This window comes from Burkholderia theae (genome assembly GCF_048565265.1).
Taxonomy (GTDB): domain Bacteria; phylum Pseudomonadota; class Gammaproteobacteria; order Burkholderiales; family Burkholderiaceae; genus Burkholderia; species Burkholderia theae.
This window is the reverse complement of sequence record NZ_CP183462.1, coordinates 2,146,308-2,162,788: the sequence shown is the minus strand read 5'-3', so window position 1 is coordinate 2,162,788 and position 16,481 is coordinate 2,146,308. Positions and strand designations below refer to the sequence as shown.

The 16,481-nt window shown below is 68.3% G+C and carries 14 protein-coding genes; 8 read left to right on the top strand and 6 right to left on the bottom strand.

The features are described 5' to 3' along the window. Positions 1-36: 36 nt before the first annotated feature. Positions 37-657, bottom strand: coding sequence for a TetR/AcrR family transcriptional regulator (locus tag ACN22W_RS27200; RefSeq protein ID WP_193101255.1), 621 nt, complete (start codon positions 655-657; stop codon positions 37-39). Between the two features lie 395 nt (positions 658-1,052). On the opposite strand from ACN22W_RS27200, the gene ACN22W_RS27195 reads away from it, so the two are divergent. From ACN22W_RS27195 to ACN22W_RS27175, 5 genes are all read left to right on the top strand, one after another. Then, positions 1,053-3,110, top strand: coding sequence for a beta-glucosidase family protein (locus ACN22W_RS27195; protein WP_419687845.1), 2,058 nt, complete (start codon positions 1,053-1,055; stop codon positions 3,108-3,110). Positions 3,111-3,164: 54 nt separating this feature from the next. Then, positions 3,165-4,412 carry an MFS transporter gene (locus ACN22W_RS27190; RefSeq protein WP_419687843.1) on the top strand — a complete coding sequence of 416 codons (1,248 nt, stop codon included), beginning with the start codon at positions 3,165-3,167 and terminating at the stop codon, positions 4,410-4,412. A gap of 21 nt (positions 4,413-4,433) precedes the next feature. After that, the gene (locus ACN22W_RS27185) at positions 4,434-5,903 is read left to right on the top strand and encodes a sulfatase-like hydrolase/transferase (protein ID WP_419687842.1); all 1,470 of its coding nucleotides are present in this window, start codon (positions 4,434-4,436) and stop codon (positions 5,901-5,903) included. Positions 5,904-6,030: 127 nt separating this feature from the next. After that, a complete protein-coding gene (locus ACN22W_RS27180) occupies positions 6,031-7,098 on the top strand; it encodes a porin (RefSeq protein ID WP_419687841.1) in 1,068 nt (355 codons plus the stop codon). Positions 7,099-7,149: 51 nt separating this feature from the next. Beyond that, positions 7,150-7,530, top strand: a complete 381-nt coding sequence (locus tag ACN22W_RS27175; protein WP_419687840.1) for a BON domain-containing protein — start codon at positions 7,150-7,152, stop codon at positions 7,528-7,530. Positions 7,531-7,669: 139 nt separating this feature from the next. On the opposite strand, the gene ACN22W_RS27170 is transcribed toward ACN22W_RS27175, so the two are convergent. Continuing rightward, entirely contained in the window at positions 7,670-9,085 is a 1,416-nt protein-coding gene (locus ACN22W_RS27170; RefSeq protein ID WP_419687839.1) for a sensor histidine kinase, read from the bottom strand. Next, entirely contained in the window at positions 9,072-9,737 is a 666-nt protein-coding gene (locus tag ACN22W_RS27165; RefSeq protein ID WP_193101247.1) for a response regulator transcription factor, read from the bottom strand. Before ACN22W_RS27165 ends, ACN22W_RS27170 begins: the two co-directional genes overlap by 14 nt. Before the next feature lie 238 nt (positions 9,738-9,975). On the opposite strand from ACN22W_RS27165, the gene ACN22W_RS27160 reads away from it, so the two are divergent. Further along, positions 9,976-10,992: an ABC transporter substrate-binding protein gene (locus ACN22W_RS27160; RefSeq protein WP_419687838.1), complete on the top strand. Its 1,017-nt coding sequence runs from the start codon at positions 9,976-9,978 to the stop codon at positions 10,990-10,992. Positions 10,993-11,104: 112 nt separating this feature from the next. Then, entirely contained in the window at positions 11,105-12,415 is a 1,311-nt protein-coding gene (locus ACN22W_RS27155) for an MFS transporter (RefSeq protein WP_129516607.1), read from the top strand. A gap of 12 nt (positions 12,416-12,427) precedes the next feature. Here ACN22W_RS27155 and ACN22W_RS27150 read toward each other — a convergent pair whose 3' ends face one another. The 3 genes from ACN22W_RS27150 to ACN22W_RS27140 form a co-directional block, all read right to left on the bottom strand. Then, positions 12,428-13,105, bottom strand: a complete 678-nt coding sequence (locus ACN22W_RS27150) for a hypothetical protein (RefSeq protein ID WP_419687837.1) — start codon at positions 13,103-13,105, stop codon at positions 12,428-12,430. Positions 13,106-13,211: 106 nt separating this feature from the next. Beyond that, positions 13,212-15,011: an MASE4 domain-containing protein gene (locus ACN22W_RS27145; protein ID WP_419687836.1), complete on the bottom strand. Its 1,800-nt coding sequence runs from the start codon at positions 15,009-15,011 to the stop codon at positions 13,212-13,214. Then, a complete protein-coding gene (locus tag ACN22W_RS27140; RefSeq protein ID WP_419687835.1) occupies positions 15,008-15,655 on the bottom strand; it encodes a response regulator in 648 nt (215 codons plus the stop codon). Before ACN22W_RS27140 ends, ACN22W_RS27145 begins: the two co-directional genes overlap by 4 nt. A gap of 322 nt (positions 15,656-15,977) precedes the next feature. On the opposite strand from ACN22W_RS27140, the gene ACN22W_RS27135 reads away from it, so the two are divergent. Further along, positions 15,978-16,430: a hypothetical protein gene (locus ACN22W_RS27135; RefSeq protein WP_419687834.1), complete on the top strand. Its 453-nt coding sequence runs from the start codon at positions 15,978-15,980 to the stop codon at positions 16,428-16,430. The last annotated feature ends 51 nt before the right edge of the window (positions 16,431-16,481 follow it).

Sequence of the window (16,481 nt, the reverse complement as noted above, 5' to 3'; positions counted from 1 at the left end):
GCGCCGGCGCGGCTTGCCGCACGCACGCCGGGCCGCTCAGCGGAAGATGAACGCGACGACGGCGTCGCAATGCGCATCGATCGCTTTCTCGTCGAGCGCGTCGATGCCGTGCGCATAGCGCATTTCCGCCGTCAGCAGGTAGGGCACCTGCGCGATCGCGGTAATCATGTACAGCAGCACGACCGGGTCGATCCGCGCGAGCCCGTCGGTCGTCTCGCTGACGTAGCGGATCAGCGGCACCGAGCGGTCGTGGCGCGGCCGCACGAAGGTTTCCGCCATCCACTGCAGGCGTTCCGAATCGCGATTGGCTTCCTGCATCATCAGCCGCGCATGCTCGGGATGCGCGGCGCAATACCGCACGTAGTTGCGGATGTATTGCTTGACGGCATCGATCGAGAACGCGTCCGACGCCGGGTCCGGCAGCGCCACGCCCTCCATGAACCGGTCGAACAACTGCGTCACGCTGGCGCGCCACAGGTTCTCCTTGTTGCCGAAGTAGTAGCGAATCATCGCGTGGTTCACGCCGGCCGCGTCCGCGATGTCGCGCACGCTGACCGCGTCGAAACCGCGAGTCGAGAACTGTTCGAGCGCGATGCCCAGAATTTCCGAACGGGTCTGTTCGCTGCGTTCCTGCTGCGCCTGCCGGGCAATCTGCATCTGTCCTGTCCTCGATCGAATCCCCGGATTGTGCCGTCCGGCCGGATTGGCCGCAACGGGTCGTTCCGGCCCGATCCCGCGCGCCGGCGCGACATCGTGGCCCGCGCGGGTCGGGGAAAACCCCGCCGTCGATACCGCCTTTGCACGCTTGACACGCACGCCCAAAACAATAATTATCCACTCGGATAATTATTTGGCAGGAACTGTTCGGCTGACGGTGCAAGCGGGTGTCGGCCGGTCCCATTCATTCGAAGCAACGCGTGATGACATCCTCGAACCCACTGCAGACTCCCATCGAATCTCCCGCCTGTTCGGGCGCAATCGCGGCCGGCGAAAGCGCGGCGCCGGCGGGTTGCCCCGACCCCGACGCGCGTGCGCGAGAAACCGAAGCCCGCATGACCGACGACGAGCGGTTTTCGCTGCTGTACAGCCTGATGGTGCGGGTCTTCGGCCGCACTGGCCGCGAGCCGCGCGTGCCGGCCGAGCTGCCCGTCATCGCCGGTTATGTCGGCGGCGTGCCGCGTCTCGGCGTGCCGGCGCTGAAGCTGGCCGACACCAGCCTCGGCCTGCGGCATACCGAAACCCCGGACGAGCGGGCGACCGCGTTCCCGGCCGGGCTGGCACTTGGCGCGACCTTCCACCCGGCGCTGGCGCGCCGGATGGGCGCGGCGATCGGCAAGGAGGCGCGCGCGCGCGGCTTCAACGTCGCGCTGGGCGGCGGCATCAATCTCGTGCGCGACGTGCGCAACGGTCGCAACTTCGAATATGTGTCGGAAGACCCGCTGCTGTCCGGGCGGATCGGCGGACGCCTCGTGGCGGGCACGCAGCGCGAGGGCGTGATTGCGCTGCTCAAGCACGTGTCGCTCAATGCCAGCGAGACCAACAAGTTCTTCCTGAACGCCGTCATCGATCCCGACGCGCATCGCGAGAGCGACCTGCTCGCGTTCCAGATCGCGATCGAGGAAGGCGAGCCCGGCGCGCTGATGGCCGCCTACAACCTGGTCAACGGCGCGTATGCGAGCGGCAACCGGCATCTGTTGCAGGACGTCGTGAAGGACGCGATGGGCTTCAAGGGCTGGATCATGTCGGACTGGCGCGCCGTGTACGGCTGGGAGTTCGCGCTCGCGGGCCTCGACCAGCATTCGGGCGCGCAACTCGACGAGGCCGAGTGGTTCAACGCGCCGCTGCGGCGCGCATACGACGAAGGCAAGGTGCCGCGGGCGCGCATCGGCGAGATGGTGACGCGGATCCTGCGCTCCTGTTATGCGGTCGGCATCGATCGCGAGCGCGCGCCGGAACCGGTCGATTTCGCCGCGCACGACGCGATCGCGCTGCAGATCGCCCGCGAGGGCATCGTGCTGTTGAAGAACGCGCGGCAAGTGCTGCCGCTCGCGCAAGCCGCGCGACGCATTGCCGTGATCGGGGGCCTGGCGCAGGCGGGCGTGCTGTCCGGATCGGGCTCCAGCCAGGTGATGCCGCAGGGCGGTTATACGGCGGTCGTGCCGATGCGCAGTCATCCGCTGCTCGGGCCGACCGCGATGTGCTTCGGCGGCGCGTCGCCGCTCGCGGCGTTGCGCGCGCAACTGCCGGACGCGATCGTCGAATACGACAGCGGCGCGCACGTCGCGGACGCCGTTGCGCTGGCGCGCCGCGCCGACGTCGTGATCGTCAACGCGATCCGTCATGAAGGCGAGCGTTTCGACTGCCCGGACATGACGCTGCCGTTCGGACAGGATGCGCTGATCGACGCGGTGGCGCGCGCGAACCCCGATACCGTCGTCGTGCTGCAGACCGGCAACCCGGTCGCGATGCCGTGGAGCGGCGAAGTCGCCGCGATCGTGCAGGCGTGGTATCCGGGCCAGGCGGGTGCGCAGGCGATCGCGGAAATATTGACGGGCCGCGTCAATCCGTCGGGCCGCCTGCCGGTCACGTTCCCGGCCGATATCGCGGATACGCCGCATCCGGCGCTGCCGGGCGCGGATGTCGAGCTCGGTACGCCGATCGACGTGCATTACCACGAGGGCGCGGAGGTCGGTTATCGCTGGTTCGCGAAGACGGACCGGCCGCCGCGCTTCGGCTTCGGTTTCGGCCTGAGCTATACGCGTTTCGCGTACGACGACCTGCGGCTCGACGGCGGCGACACGGTGACGGCGCGCTTCACGGTGACCAACACGGGCCCGTGCGACGGCGACGACGTTCCACAGCTCTACCTGACGGATGCGTGCGGCGCGCCGTGCATGCGGCTGCTCGGCTTCGAGCGCGTGACGCTGCGCGCGGGCGAATCCGTCCGCGTGTCGCTGACGGTCGATCCGCGCCTGCTGGCCCGGTTCGACGGGCAGGTCGGGCAGTGGCGGATCGCGGACGGTACGTATCGCGTCGCGCTGGCGCGCGCGGCGACCGATCATGCGATCGCGGGAGCGGTGCATCTAGACGGGCGGATGTTCGGGCGCTGAGCGGACGGCGGTGCCGCGGGCGCGGGCCGTCATTCGACGATGAATGGAGAGGGTATGGACGAACGGGTGGGTGTATCAAGTCTCGGCGGGCGCAACGTGACGCTCGGCGTGACGCTGACGGTCGCATTCGTCGGCATCTGGCTGGCGCTGTTGCCGTATCCGATGATGATCCTGCCGATGATGGCCGAGCGCATCGCGCCTGCCGACAAGGCGAGTGTGCTCGCGTTTGCGCTTGGCGTCGGCGCGGTCGCCGGGTTCGTCGCGCAGCCGGTCTTCGGCGTGCTGAGCGACCATACGCGCGGCCGCTGGGGGATGCGCAAGCCGTGGATCCTCGGCGGCATGCTGGCCGGCGTCGGCGCGATGGCGCTGATCGTCACGGCGCGCACGTCGTGGCAGCTCGCGCTCGGCTGGGCGCTGACGGCGCTCGCGTTCAACGCCACGCTGAGCGGCCTGAACGCGGTCATTCCAGACCAGGTGTCGCGCGAGAAGCTCGGCCTCTATTCGTCGATCGTCGGCTTCACCCCGCCGCTCGGCATTCTCGCCGGCATGTGGATCGCACGCGAGTTCGCGCCGGATCTTGCCGCCGTCGCGCTGGCGCAGGGCGGGCTCGTCTGCGTGATGGTGCTGGGCTTCGTGCTGTTCGCCGACGACCGGCACCTCGAGCCCGGGCGCGCGTGCGCGCCGGACTGGCGGATGCTCGTGTCGAGCTTCTGGACCAACCCGGTCCGGCATCCGGACTTCGGCTTCGCGTGGCTGTCCCGCGCGCTGGTGCTGTTCGGCGTGACGAGCCTGCAAACCTATCTGCTGTTCTTCCTGCGCGACCGGCTCGGCCTGTCGCAGCGCGACGCCCCGCACGCGATGTTCGTGTGCCTGCTGGTGGCGACGGCGACGATGACGGTCAGCGCGCTCGTGTTCGGGCGCCTGTCCGACCGGCTGCGCCGGCGCAAGGCATTCGTGATCGGGGCCGGGGTCGGGCTGGCGCTGGGCTTGCCCGCCATCCTCGCGTGCGCGTCGCTGCCGCAGTTCCTCGCCGTGGTCGTGTGGATCGGGATCGCCCAGGGCGCCTATCTGGCGGTCGATCTCGCACTGGTGACCGAGGTGCTGCCGGACCGGAACGCGGCTGCGAAGGACATGGGCGTGTTCCATCTCGCCAACGTCGCGCCGCAGATGATCCTGCCGCTGTGCACACCGTGGCTCACCGCGAGCGACGGGGCGATCCGCTACGGGATGCTGTTCGGCGTCGCGGGCGGCGTCACGCTGCTCGGCGCCGTCGTCATCGTATTCGTCAAATCCGTTCGATAACCTTCTGCCGGCGAGTCCGTCATGAATCAACGTCCCAACTTCATCATCTTCGTCGCCGATCAACTGCGCGCCGACTGCGTGCATGCCGTCGATCCTGCGACGATCGTCAGCACGCCGAACCTCGACCGGCTTGCGGCCGACGGCGTCGCGTTCACCGAGGCCTTCGGGCAGCACAGCGTCTGCTCGCCGTCGCGCGTGTCGTTCCTGTCGGGCTGGTATCCGCACGTCGCCGGCCATCGCACGCTCGAATACCTGCTTGGCCCGGCGGAGCCGAATTTCCTGCGCGTCTTCAAGGACAACGGCTACCACGTCGCGATGGCGGGCGGGCGCGGCGACTCGTTCGCGGCGGGCGTGACCGAGCTGTCGATGCACGAACATGGCTTCCTGCCGGAAGAGACGCGCAGCAGCGCGGCGGAATTCCTGCGCAGCAAGGCCGCGGGCGATCCGGCCGATCCGATGATTCGCGCGTTCTATCGCGGGCAGCGCACGGCCGGGCAGGCGGCGGTCGAATACGACGAGGTCGTCGTGCAGACAGCCGAACGCTGGCTCGCGCAGCCGCCCGACGAACCGTGGGTGCTGTACGTCCCGCTGTTCGCGCCGCATCCGCCGTTCGAGGTCGAGGAGCCCTGGTTCTCCATGTACGACCGCGAAGCGGTGCCGCCGCCGCACGCGGCGCACGGGCCGCAGCCGGCGTTCGTGGACGCGCTCGCGCGCGGGCACGGCTGGGACCGGCTGACCGACGCGCAATGGCGCGAACTGCGCGCCGTCTATTACGGGATGGTGTCGCGCCTCGACCATCATGTCGGCCGTGTGATGGACGCGGCCCGGAATGGGGCGGCGTCCGGCAACCTCGTCACGACGTTTTTTTGCGATCACGGCGAATATCTCGGCGATTTCGGGCTCGCCGAGAAATGGCCGTCGGGCGTGAACGCGTGCCTGTTGCGCAATCCACTGATCGTGTCCGGCGCGGGTATGGCGCGCGGCGTGGTGTCCGGCGCGATGATCGAGATGATCGACGTGTTTCCGACGCTGCTGGATCTGGCCGGGCTGGAGGCACCGCACGCACACTACGGCAGGAGCTTCGCGCAATGCCTGCGCGATCCCGATGCGGCGCACCGGGACGCGGTGTTCAGCGAAGGCGGTTTTCGCGTCGAGGAGGCTGACTATTTCGAGCGCAGCCCGTTCCCGTACGACGTCAAGGCATCGATCCAGAAGACGCAGCCGGAGCTGGTCGGCAAGGCGGCGGTCGTGCGCACGCGCGAGTGGGCTTATGTGTGGCGTCTGTACGAACAACCCGAACTTTATCGGCGTAGCGACGATCCGCACGAAACGGTCAACCTGGCCGGCATGCCCGAGCATGCCGCGATCGAGGCGCTGCTCGCCGCGCGCCTGCTGAGGTGGATGGTCGAGACGGCGGATGTGCTGCCGTCCGAAAAAGGTGTGCGCTTCCCGGCCGTGAATCTGCCGCGTCCGGGTTCGGCGCAACGATAGGTCGCGACGGCCCCAGCCGGATTCGGTCCGGCCGGGGCCCGGGCGGTGTCGCCACCGGCGACGCGAAGCGATGCCCGTTTTCCCGGGAAAAATATTTAGTTATACAAATTTAATAGAAGGAGGGGACATGAGGAAAATAGAAAAAGCAGCGATGGTTGGCATCACGATGGCGATTGCCGGAGGCGTGCACGCGCAATCGAGCGTGACGTTGTTCGGGATCGTCGGTGGCGGCGTTCGTTGGGTCGACGGCGTGAAAGGCGGGCATCAGATCGGTTTCGACAGCAACACGGTGTCCGGGAACTACTTCGGTATTCGCGGTACCGAGGATCTCGGCGGCGGACTGAAGGCGATCTTCATGCTGCAAAGCGCGTTCACGTCGGGCACGGGGAACACGATCTCCAGCAACAGCTTCTTCTCGAAAAATGCGTACGTCGGGTTGTCCGGCGATTTTGGCCGCGTGACGCTCGGGCGTCAGTTGAATGCCGCGGAGGACATCGGCGTCGCGCTCGATCCCAATTCGGCGCAGGGTCCGTTGCTGGCGACCGTGCCGGGCATCATCTGGGGCGGCAACTTCTTCACGCTCGACGCGCGCTTCAACAACACGATCAAGTATGTCGGCAGGTTCGGCGGATTGACGCTGCGCGGCAGCTATTCGCCTGGCGGCGTCGCCGGCAATTCGCGCGCGGGCACGAATTTCGCGCTCGGGGCGAGCTACCAGTACCAGACGCTGGTGGCCGCCGCGGCGTTCCAGAAAACCTACAACGCATCCGCGTCGCAGTGGGCGCAGACGATGATGGGCGGCGCGACCTGGCAGATCGGGCCGGCGCGCGCCTATCTCAGCTACAGCGCGCTTGCGGTGAGCGCGTCCGCCGCCGCCGGGCCGGAGCGGCGCGACAAGATACCGTCGGTCGGCCTGGTTTACCAGATCACGCCATTCGTGCAATTCACCGGGGCGGCCTATTACGACTTCGCGAGCAACCTGAAGAACGTACCGGGCGCGGACGGCCGCAAGCTGACCACCTACGCGATGCTCGAGTATTTCCTGTCGAAGCGCACGGAGCTCTATCTGGAATTCGACCGCAACGGCTTCTCGGGGGCCTACAAGAAGGATCCGACCAATGTATCCGCACTGAACCTGCGGCCGGACGGGCGCACGGTGACGGGCGTATCGATCGGCATGATCACGCAGTTCTGACCGGCACGCGATAGCCGGTTTCTCCGACAACCCATTTGAAAGGAAAGCGCGATGCGTGTTCATATCGAGATTTGCCGGGCGATCATGGCCCTGATGTGTGTGTCCGCGACGACGGTCGCGTTGGCGCAGGACGATGCGGGCCGAGCGGGCACGACGACGGCTTCGTCCGCGCTGCCGCCGGCCGCGGACGCAAGCGACAAATCGGCGAAGGCTGCCGCCCGCGCGTTGACGAAGCGTGTCGCGCGCGTGCTGAGCCGGACTCGCGGGCTGGATTCGAGCCGGGTGCTCGTGCGGGTGAGGGACGGTATCGTGACGTTATCCGGCGTGGTGCCGGACAGCGGTCAGGCGACGCTGGCGGTGAGCGCAGCGCAGCAGGTGCCGGGCGTGCGCGCGGTACGTAACCGGTTGCGCGTGAACACGCAGAGCGGTTGACGCCGCAGCGCTGTCCCGCGCAACGCGCGTCCGTGAGGCTGCGCCGACAAGCCGTATGCCGGTATCGGTCGACATGCGTCAGGCATGCGATGCGTCGCCGGCCCGATCAGTCGTGCGGCCGTGTCTCGCGCGCCCCCGCTTATTCCGGGCCCAACCCCGCCGCGCGCGGAAACGTCAGCACCACCGCAAACCCGCCCGTTTCGGGAAACGCGAACCCGACGCGCCCGCCGTGCGCCTTCATCACTTCCTGCACGATCGCGAGCCCGAGGCCCGACCCCGTGCGCCGCTCGCTGCCGTCCGGAGTGATCCGCACGAACGGTTGCAGTGCCGCATCCCAGTGCTCGCGCGCAATCCCGCGGCCGTTGTCGGTGACGGTCAGCGTGACCGCGCCGTCGGGGTTGCCCGTGGTCGCGACCGCTACGACGATGTCGTCCGCATGGCCGTGCAACAGCGCGTTGTGCAGCACGTTCGACAGCGCTTCCTGCAGGCTGATCGCGTCGCCGTCGATCCAGGCCAGCGGCGCGTCGCTCGCGAACGCGACTGCCACATCGCGCTCGCCCGCGAGCGGAATCGTGCGGCCGAGCACGTCCTTCGCGAGCGCGACGAGTTCGACGGGCTGCAGCGGCACGGCCTCGGTGCGATGGATCACCATCGCGTGATTGAGCAGCTGGCCGGTGAGCCGGCCGACATCCGCGCAGGTCGCGCGTAGCGCGTCGAGGCGCGCCGCGTGGCGCGCGGGGTCCGACTCGCCGTCGAGCAGCTCGATCTGCGCGTCGAGCCGCGCGAGCGGCGTGCGCATCTGGTGCGCGGCATCGGCGATGAAGCGCTGCATCGCGTTGATCCGCTCGGCAAGGCGATGCATCAGCCCGTTGATCGAACCGATGATCGCGTCGATCTCGCTCGGCGTGTCGACGGCCACGGGCCGCAAGTCGGCCGGGTCGCGCGCGGCGATGATCGTGCCGATCTGCGCGAGCGGACGCAGGCCGTGCCGGATCGCGAGGCCGCTCGCCACGATCGCGAGCACGCTCATCAGCAGGATCAGCGTCCACACCTTGATGCTCATGTCGTTGGTGAGCTGCTGGCGCGCGTTGGTGGTTTGCGCAACGGTCACGAGCGCCCAGCCCGGCGTGCTTTCCTCGGGCATGTAGCGCGCGATGGTCGCGGTGCGGATCCGGTGGCCCTGGTAGACGGCGTTCGCGAATGCGGGGCCCTGTTTCGCGGCGGCGAGCGTCGCGGTGCTCGACAGATCGTTGTAGCCGGCCACGACGATGCCGCGTGAATCGACGACCTTGTAGTAGACGAGGTCGTAGCGCGACAGCGTCGACAGCGCGGCCACCGGCGGATTCAGCGCGAGCACGCCACCCTGCACGTAGAGGTTTTCCGCGACCTGGATCGACGCGCCGGCGAGCAACTGGTCGTATGCGCGTTCGGCAGCGACGCCTGCGTAGTAGCGCGCGATCGCCGCGAGCGCGAGCGCGCCGGTCGCGACGACGAGCGCGATGAAGAGCAGCGTGCGCCCGAACAGCGTCTTCGGGAACCAGTTATTGCGCGGCAATCTGATACCCCATCCCGCGCGCGGTGCGAATCTCGACCGAGCTGCCCTGAAGCTTCTTGCGCACGCGCGTCACGTACTGCTCGACCGCGTTCGCGGTCGGTTCGTTGCCGAAGCTGAACAGCTGGTTCAGCAGTTCCTCCTTCGAGAAGATGCGCTGCGGGCGGCTCGCGAGGATTTCGAGCAGCGCGAATTCCTGGCGCGACAGCGACAGCGGCTGGCCGTCGAGTTCCGCGAGGCGGCTGCTGCGGTCGATCACGAGGCCGCCGAGCGTCAGCACGTCGTTCGCGTGGCCGCTGTTGCGGCGCAGGAGCGCCTGCACGCGCGCGTCGAGCTCGCGGTAGTCGAACGGCTTCACGAGATAGTCGTCGGCGCCGAAGCCGAGGCCGCTCACGCGGTCGTCGATCGCGGAGCGCGCGGTGACGAGCAGTACGGGCGTCGTGCTGCCCGACGCGCGCAGGTTGCGCAGCACCGCGAAGCCGTCCATGCCGGGCAGGTTCGCATCGAGCACGACGAGGTCGAAGCGCTCGACGCGCAGCAGCCCGTTCGCGGTCGCGCCGTCGGTTTCGAGATCGACGGCGTGGCCGAGCCGCGCCAGGCGGCTGCGGATCGCCGCGCCGATTTCGGCATCGTCCTCCACGACGAGAATGCGCATGGTGCCGTTTTGCAGGTAGGTGGATTAGGGGTTTTCCCGGGGACGGGATGTCAGCATTTTCTCAGACTCGGTCGATAACCTGTGTCGAGCCGGAAGCAGCACGCAAGGACGGCATTAATACCAGAAATACTCAAGGAGACGGCAACATGCAGCATGTCACGGGCACGACGCACGCGCGGCGCGGCACGACGCTGGCCTTCGCGTCGCTGTTTGCCGCCCGCCGCGCGGGGGCCCGGGCATGACGACGTCGCCGCGCCGCCGCGCGTTGATCGCCGCCGGGCTCGGCGTGCTCGCCGCGCCGTCGTTCGTGCGCGCGAAGCCGCGCACGGTCCGGATCTCGAAAGGTTATGGCGTGCTGTACCTGCCGCTGCTCGTGATGGAGAAGCAGCGGCTGTTCGAACGGCACGCGGCACGGCACGGCGTGCGCGACGTCGCGGTCGACTGGGTGCTGCTCGACGGCGGCAATTCCGTCAACGACGCGATGATGGCCGGCACGCTCGATTTCGCGGGCGCCGGCGCGCCGGGCTTCATCGAGCTGTGGGCGCGGGCGCGCGGCATTCCGAATGTCGAGGTAATCGGCATCAGCGGGCTGTCGACCACGTCGCTGTCGCTGAACGCGAACCGGCCGGGCCTCGTGTCGCTGCGCGACTTCACGCCGTCCGACCGGATCGCGGTGCCCGGCATCCGCACGTCGCTGTCGGCGGTCGTGCTGCAGATGGTCGCGAGCCGGCAGCTCGGCCCCGCGCACTTCGCACAGCTCGATTCGATCACCGTGAACCTGCCGCATCCGCAGGCGATGCAGGCGCTGATCCGCCGCGAGAACGGCGTTACCGCGCACTTCACGTCGCCGCCGTTCTCGACGCTCGAGTTGCGGCAGCCGGGCATCCACCGCGTCGTGAGTTCGGTCGACGTGCTCGGCCCGCTGACGCTCGACGTCGTGTTCGCGCCGAAGCGGCTCGTCGACACGGAGCCCGCGCTGGCCGCCGCGTTTCTCGGCGCGCTTGACGAAGCGAACCGCCTGATCGCGCAGGACCCGCGCGCGGCGGCCGCGCTTTATGCGGCGTCGTCGGGCGTCGGCGTGTCGCACGACGACGTGATGCGGATGCTCGCCGCACCCGACACGCGTTTCTCGGTGCGGCCGAACCAGCTGATGGACTACGTCGAATTCCTGTACCTGGCCGGCACGATCAAGGCGAAGCCGCGCGCGTGGCACGAGATGTTCGCGCCGATGCTCGACGACTACCGGTCGGGCTGAACGCCGCCGGCCTGCGCCGGACCTCATTCATCGAAATATCCCGCGCCCGTGCCTTCGTCGCGCACGGCGCCGATTCAACCGATACGCAACCGATTCACGTAAGGAGCCTGCAGTGAACGCTACCGAAACCCTGGACCCCGCGTCCGCCGAAGAACAGCGCATCATGTCGAAGGTGGCGCGGCGCCTGCTGCCCATTCTCGTCGTGATGTTCCTGATCGCGTTCATCGACCGGCAGAACGTCGGCTTCGCGAAACTGCAGATGGTGCACAGCCTCGGGATGACGGAGGCCGCGTTCGGGCTCGCGTCGTCGCTGTTCTTCATCGGCTACTTGCTGTTCGAGGTGCCGAGCACGCTCGCGCTGCATCGCTACGGCGCGCGTGTGTGGCTCGCGCGGATCATGCTGACGTGGGGCCTCATCACGGTGTTGATGGGCTTCACGACGTCGATGCCCGCGTTCTGCTCGCTGCGCTTCCTGCTCGGCATCGCCGAGGCCGGTTTTTATCCGGGCGTGATCTACTACCTGACGCTGTGGTTTCCGCAGAGCTACCGCGCGAAGGTGCTCGGCATCTTCACGCTCGGCAGCGCGCTCGCGAACATGCTCGGCTCGCTGGTCGGCGGCGTGCTGCTGAGCCTGAATGGCGTGTGGGGGCTGGCGGGCTGGCAGTGGGTGTTCATTGCAACGGGCATCCCGGCCGTGATCGTCGCGATCGTCGTGTTCCGCGTGCTGCCGGCATCGTTCCGCGAGGCGCCGTTCCTCGACGAGCGCGAGAAGCAGATCGTCGCGGCCGCGCTCGAACGCGAGAAGCCCGCGCAGGCCGAGCACGGGCAGCCGTGGAAGGCGCTGCTCGATCCGCGCGTGATGCTGTTCGCGGCAACCTACATGCTGATGTCGACGTCGCTGTACGGCGTCACGTACTGGCTGCCGACACTCGTGAAATCGTTCGGCGTGTCGAGCACCACGAACGGCTTCCTGAGCATGCTGCCGTGGGCGCTCGCGGTGCTGCTGCTGGTGTGGCTGCCGGCGAAGCTGCGCCGCGCGAAGAGCATCCTGCGCACGATCGCGATCGTCGCGGCGCTCGGCGCGCTCGGTTTCCTGCTGAGTCTCGTGCTGCCGTCGACGCCGCTGCGCTTCGTCGCGCTCGTGCTCGGCGGCGCGTGCATCCCGCTGCTGTATCCGTGCTTCTGGTCGATGCCGCCGCGCTACTTCACCGGCGCGCGTGCTGCCGCGAGCGTCGCGGCGATCAATTCGATCGGCAACCTTGGCGGCTTCTTCAGCCAGAACCTGATGCCGTTCGCGGGCAAGGTGACGGGCACCGCGTTCGGGCCGATGATCGTGCCGATCGTGTGTCTCGCGCTGCTCGGGATCGGCGCACTGGTCGCGTGGACGCGCTCGGAGCGGGGGATGGTGGCGGCGCGGGTGTGAGCACGCGCGGTGTCACCGCATCATCACCTGGTTCCCGACGACCTTGAAGTTGGTCGATGCGTGTGTGTTCGACAGCAGGTACTTGAGCGCGGCGATGTCCGGCGCGGTCGTCGAAAAGCGGTTGTCGCCGTCGAATCTGAAGTCCCACGTGATGATGCCGCGGTTGTATTCGGGCATGTCCACGTGGATCTCCTTCAGCGACGCGAGCGGATACGCGCGCTCGTGCCAGTCGAACAGGTGCCGCACGTAGAGGTGATCCCGCGTCACGATTTCGTAGCGCCGCAGGAACGGCGTCGCGACGACGAAGAGCACGGCGGTGAAGATCAGCAGCGAGCGGGCCGCGCGCCACCGGACGGCCCGCGATGTGCGGCCGCGCGGCTTGGTGCGATAACGCTTGAAGGCGGACGGCACGATCAGCAACACGCCGAACCACCAGATGATCGCGATGAACCCGAGCGGCACATTCATGAACGGCACCGACAAGGCGCCGACGAAGCTGGTCGGGAAATCCATCAGCCGCGCGGTCGACACGAATCCGAGCCCGACGTAGCTGCCGGCCGGATGCGGGATGAACAGGGCGGTCGTCAGTGCCTGCAGTGCGAGCAGGACAGGCCAGCACAGCAGCGATACCGCCAGCCAGCCGGCCGCGACGACGACGAAGCAGAGTACGTAGGTGAGGAGGGTTTTCATCGTGGTGAAGGGGGATTCGGGCGGCCGGCGCGTTGGCGCGACGGATGTGCAGGGCGGCGACGAATTGTAGCGTCGTGCCAGGGCCCGTGCGGGCATGCAGGCCTACCTACCCCCGCGAAACCCCATCCCCGCCATGCGCGATCGCCACGGGCGCACGCGGCAGCGGAATATCCACCTCGACGGTCGTACCCTCGCCGAGCGTCGTCGTGATCTGCAGCGTGCCGCCGACGAGATATGCACGCTCGCGCAAACCCACCAGCCCGAACGAGCTCGACTTGCGTGGCACGCCGGGATCGAATCCCGCGCCGTCGTCGCGAATCGTCAGCGCGATCGCATCGTCGCCGCACACGAGTTCGACGTTCGCATGCGACGCGGCCGCGTGCCGCGCGACGTTCGCGAGCGCTTCCTGCGCGATGCGGAACACGGCCGTCGCATACGGCTCGTCGAGCTGCAGCTCGGGCGGGTCGACGTGCAGCGTGCACACGATTGCGTGACGGTGCCGGAAATCTTCCACGAGCCATTGCATCGCCGCGGCGAAACCGAGATCGTCGAGCATCAGCGGGCGCAGGTCCGACGCGATGCGGCGCGTCGCGGCCACCGCGCCGCGCGACAGCGTGTGCATCGTCGCGATCTTGCGTGCAAGCGGCGCGTCGTCCTGCGGCACGTGGTCGATCAGCCATTCGAGATCGTTCTTCAGCGTCGCGAGCGTCTGCGCGAGTTCGTCGTGCAGCTCGCGCGCGATGCGGCGTTGCTCGGCTTCGCGCGCGGTCGCGCTGATCGCGGCGATCTCGCGCAGTTCCTCGCGCGATGCCTGCAGTGCCCGCTCCGCGCGCACGCGTTCCTCGACTTCGCGGCGCAGGTCGCGGTTCGACGCGCTCAGTTGCGCGGTGCGCGCGGCGACGCGCTGTTCGAGCCGCTCGTTCGCATCGTTCAGCTGCGCGCTCTTCTGCACGACGAGCAGATGCTGGTAGCGCGCGCCGGCCAGCGCGCGCACCGTCTGCGCATGCAGCCGGCCGTTCTCGAACAGCATCGCGAACAGCACGACACCCGATGCGACCAGACCGTACGCGCGGCCCGCGTAGAAGCCCAGATCGTAGCGCCCGTGATTCAGCATCGACGACAGCGCAATGTCGAACAGCCACGCGACGAGCACGGTCATCACCCACAGGTCGAGCACGGAATGGTGGCGCCGCTGCCGCCACATCAGCATCAGCGCGACCAGGTTCAGCCCCCAGACGACCGTGATCGCGTTCGTCATCGTCGCGGCCATCCGGTTGCCGTTCATGATGCGCGGCAGCAGGTCGTGGCCGGCGGTCGCGAGAAGCGCGAGCGCGACCGTCGCGCCGCCCGCCGCGGCGATGCAGAGCGTGACCGGAATCGCTGCACGGCGCTTCGGGGCCGAGACCGGGATCGGGGCCGGACGCGCGCGTGACGCCACGCGCAGCAGCGCATAGGCGGCGACCGCCAGCGGAAAACCGCCGTGCCAGAACAGGTAAAGCCACGCGGTGGTCTGGTCGCCGGCGCCGAGCAGGCCGGTCGGCGTGAACAGCCCGGGAAAGGTCAGCATGTGCGTGCCGGCCATGAAGCCCGTGAACAGGTAGCCGCCCGCGAGCACGAGCAGCGATTTCTCGCGCAGGATCGCGTACTGGCCGAGCAGGAGGCCGGCCGTGACCATGTCGTTGACGACGATCGCCGACTGATACACGGGGATGAACGCCCAGCCCGGCGCGAGCGGCACGCCCGCGAACGGCGCGAGCGCGGCGAAGAACATCGCCGACACGATGACCGTCGCGAGCGCGAGCCGCCGCTCGCGCCGGCGCGGCGGCAGCGACGACATGAACAGGCGCGACGCGTCCGGCTCGTCGTCGTCCGGCGGCGCGGGCGGGAGGTGAAGGGCGGCCGTCATGCGTCGTCGACGTCGGGGTCGAGATCGTGGCGCACCGCGTAGCGGACCAGCGCGGCTTCGTGCGGCAATTCCATCTTCTCGAGGATCCGCGTCTTGTACGTGCTGACCGTCTTCGCGCTCAGCGCGAGTTCGGACGCGATCTGCGTGACGGTCTGGCCCGCGATGATGCGGTGCATCACGTCGAGCTCGCGTGCGGACAGCCGCTCGTGCGGCAGCGCCGCGGCCGGCGCGCGCAGCGTGAGCGCGAGGCTTTCGGCCGCCGACGGGCTCACATAGATGCCGCCCGCCGCAACCTTGCCGACGGCCTCGACGAGCTCGGCGGTGGCACTGTCCTTCGTCAGGAAGCCGGTTGCGCCGGCCTTGAACGCGCGCGCCGCGTACTGCGCCTCCGCGTGCATCGTCAGCACGAGCGTGCGCAGCGACGGCGCGTGGCGCTTGAGCAGCCGGATCAGCTCGATGCCGGTCGGCGCGGGCATCGACAAGTCGAGCAGCAGCACATCGGCGGCGGCGCGCTCGGCCAGCGCGAGCGTGGCCGTGCCGTCGCTCGCCTCGCCGACAATTTCGAAACCGCCGGCCATCTCCAGGATGTAACGCAGTCCGTCCCGCATGACTGCGTGATCGTCAGCCAGAATTACCCTGATCATCTTCTAGCGATCCTCTTCGGGATGACACCGCGAACGGCTGTCCGGTTGCCGCCGCGGCTGTTCTTCTGACCAATATATTCCGCCGAATCCGAAAACGGTACACATCCGGGAAATTTTCGAGATAGCCGGATGCGGAATGTGCACCAAAACGAAATAATCCACGGGAAAGGGTACGATGCGGAACGCGTGCGTGGCCGGGTATTCCCGGATGACTACCGCGACCGGGGCGCGCCGGCCGGTGTGTCGAGAGCCGCCCCGCGAACCCTGCTGATTCGGGACTAAACTGGTGCCCGATGCCACTACGCCACCAAGGAGCCCCGCGATGATCGACCTTGCCGATATCCTGCCGTCCGCGCTGCCCGCCGCCGTCGCATGGGCCGAAGCGGAGGCGGCACGCGGGATCGCCCAGGGTGCGCCGCTGACGCCGGCGCAAGTCGACGACGCGCGCACGGTCGGCGTCGCGCAGCCGGAGCGGATCCGCGTGGTGATCGTCGACCGCATGCCGTTTCCCGAAACGCCCACGCTCGCCGCGATCGCCCGCGACACGGGGCTGTTGTCGCCGGGGACGATCGGCCTGACCCTCGGCCATGCGGTGTATGTGCTGCGCGGGCACGATACGCGCCGCCTGCTGACCCATGAATTCCGTCACGTGCATCAATTCGAGGCCGCCGGATCGATCGGCGCGTTTCTCGCGCGCTATCTGCAGGAGATCGCGACGGTCGGCTACCACGACGCGCCGCTCGAGGCCGATGCGCGACAGCACGAGTTCGATTGACCGCCTACGCCGGCGCGACCGCGCGCATCCCGCGATGAACGTTTCCCACGC

Excerpts from the sequence above, each read along its gene's own strand:
- ACN22W_RS27200 (WP_193101255.1), bottom strand. The coding sequence starts at position 657 with ATGCAGATTGCCCGGCAGGCGCAGCAGGAACGCAGCGAACAGACCCGT.
- ACN22W_RS27195 (WP_419687845.1), top strand. The coding sequence starts at position 1,053 with ATGACCGACGACGAGCGGTTTTCGCTGCTGTACAGCCTGATGGTGCGG.
- ACN22W_RS27190 (WP_419687843.1), top strand. The coding sequence starts at position 3,165 with ATGGACGAACGGGTGGGTGTATCAAGTCTCGGCGGGCGCAACGTGACG.
- ACN22W_RS27185 (WP_419687842.1), top strand. The coding sequence starts at position 4,434 with ATGAATCAACGTCCCAACTTCATCATCTTCGTCGCCGATCAACTGCGC.
- ACN22W_RS27180 (WP_419687841.1), top strand. The coding sequence starts at position 6,031 with ATGAGGAAAATAGAAAAAGCAGCGATGGTTGGCATCACGATGGCGATT.
- ACN22W_RS27175 (WP_419687840.1), top strand. The coding sequence starts at position 7,150 with ATGCGTGTTCATATCGAGATTTGCCGGGCGATCATGGCCCTGATGTGT.
- ACN22W_RS27165 (WP_193101247.1), bottom strand. The coding sequence starts at position 9,737 with ATGCGCATTCTCGTCGTGGAGGACGATGCCGAAATCGGCGCGGCGATC.
- ACN22W_RS27160 (WP_419687838.1), top strand. The coding sequence starts at position 9,976 with ATGACGACGTCGCCGCGCCGCCGCGCGTTGATCGCCGCCGGGCTCGGC.
- ACN22W_RS27150 (WP_419687837.1), bottom strand. The coding sequence starts at position 13,105 with ATGAAAACCCTCCTCACCTACGTACTCTGCTTCGTCGTCGTCGCGGCC.
- ACN22W_RS27145 (WP_419687836.1), bottom strand. The coding sequence starts at position 15,011 with ATGACGGCCGCCCTTCACCTCCCGCCCGCGCCGCCGGACGACGACGAG.
- ACN22W_RS27140 (WP_419687835.1), bottom strand. The coding sequence starts at position 15,655 with ATGATCAGGGTAATTCTGGCTGACGATCACGCAGTCATGCGGGACGGA.
- ACN22W_RS27135 (WP_419687834.1), top strand. The coding sequence starts at position 15,978 with ATGATCGACCTTGCCGATATCCTGCCGTCCGCGCTGCCCGCCGCCGTC.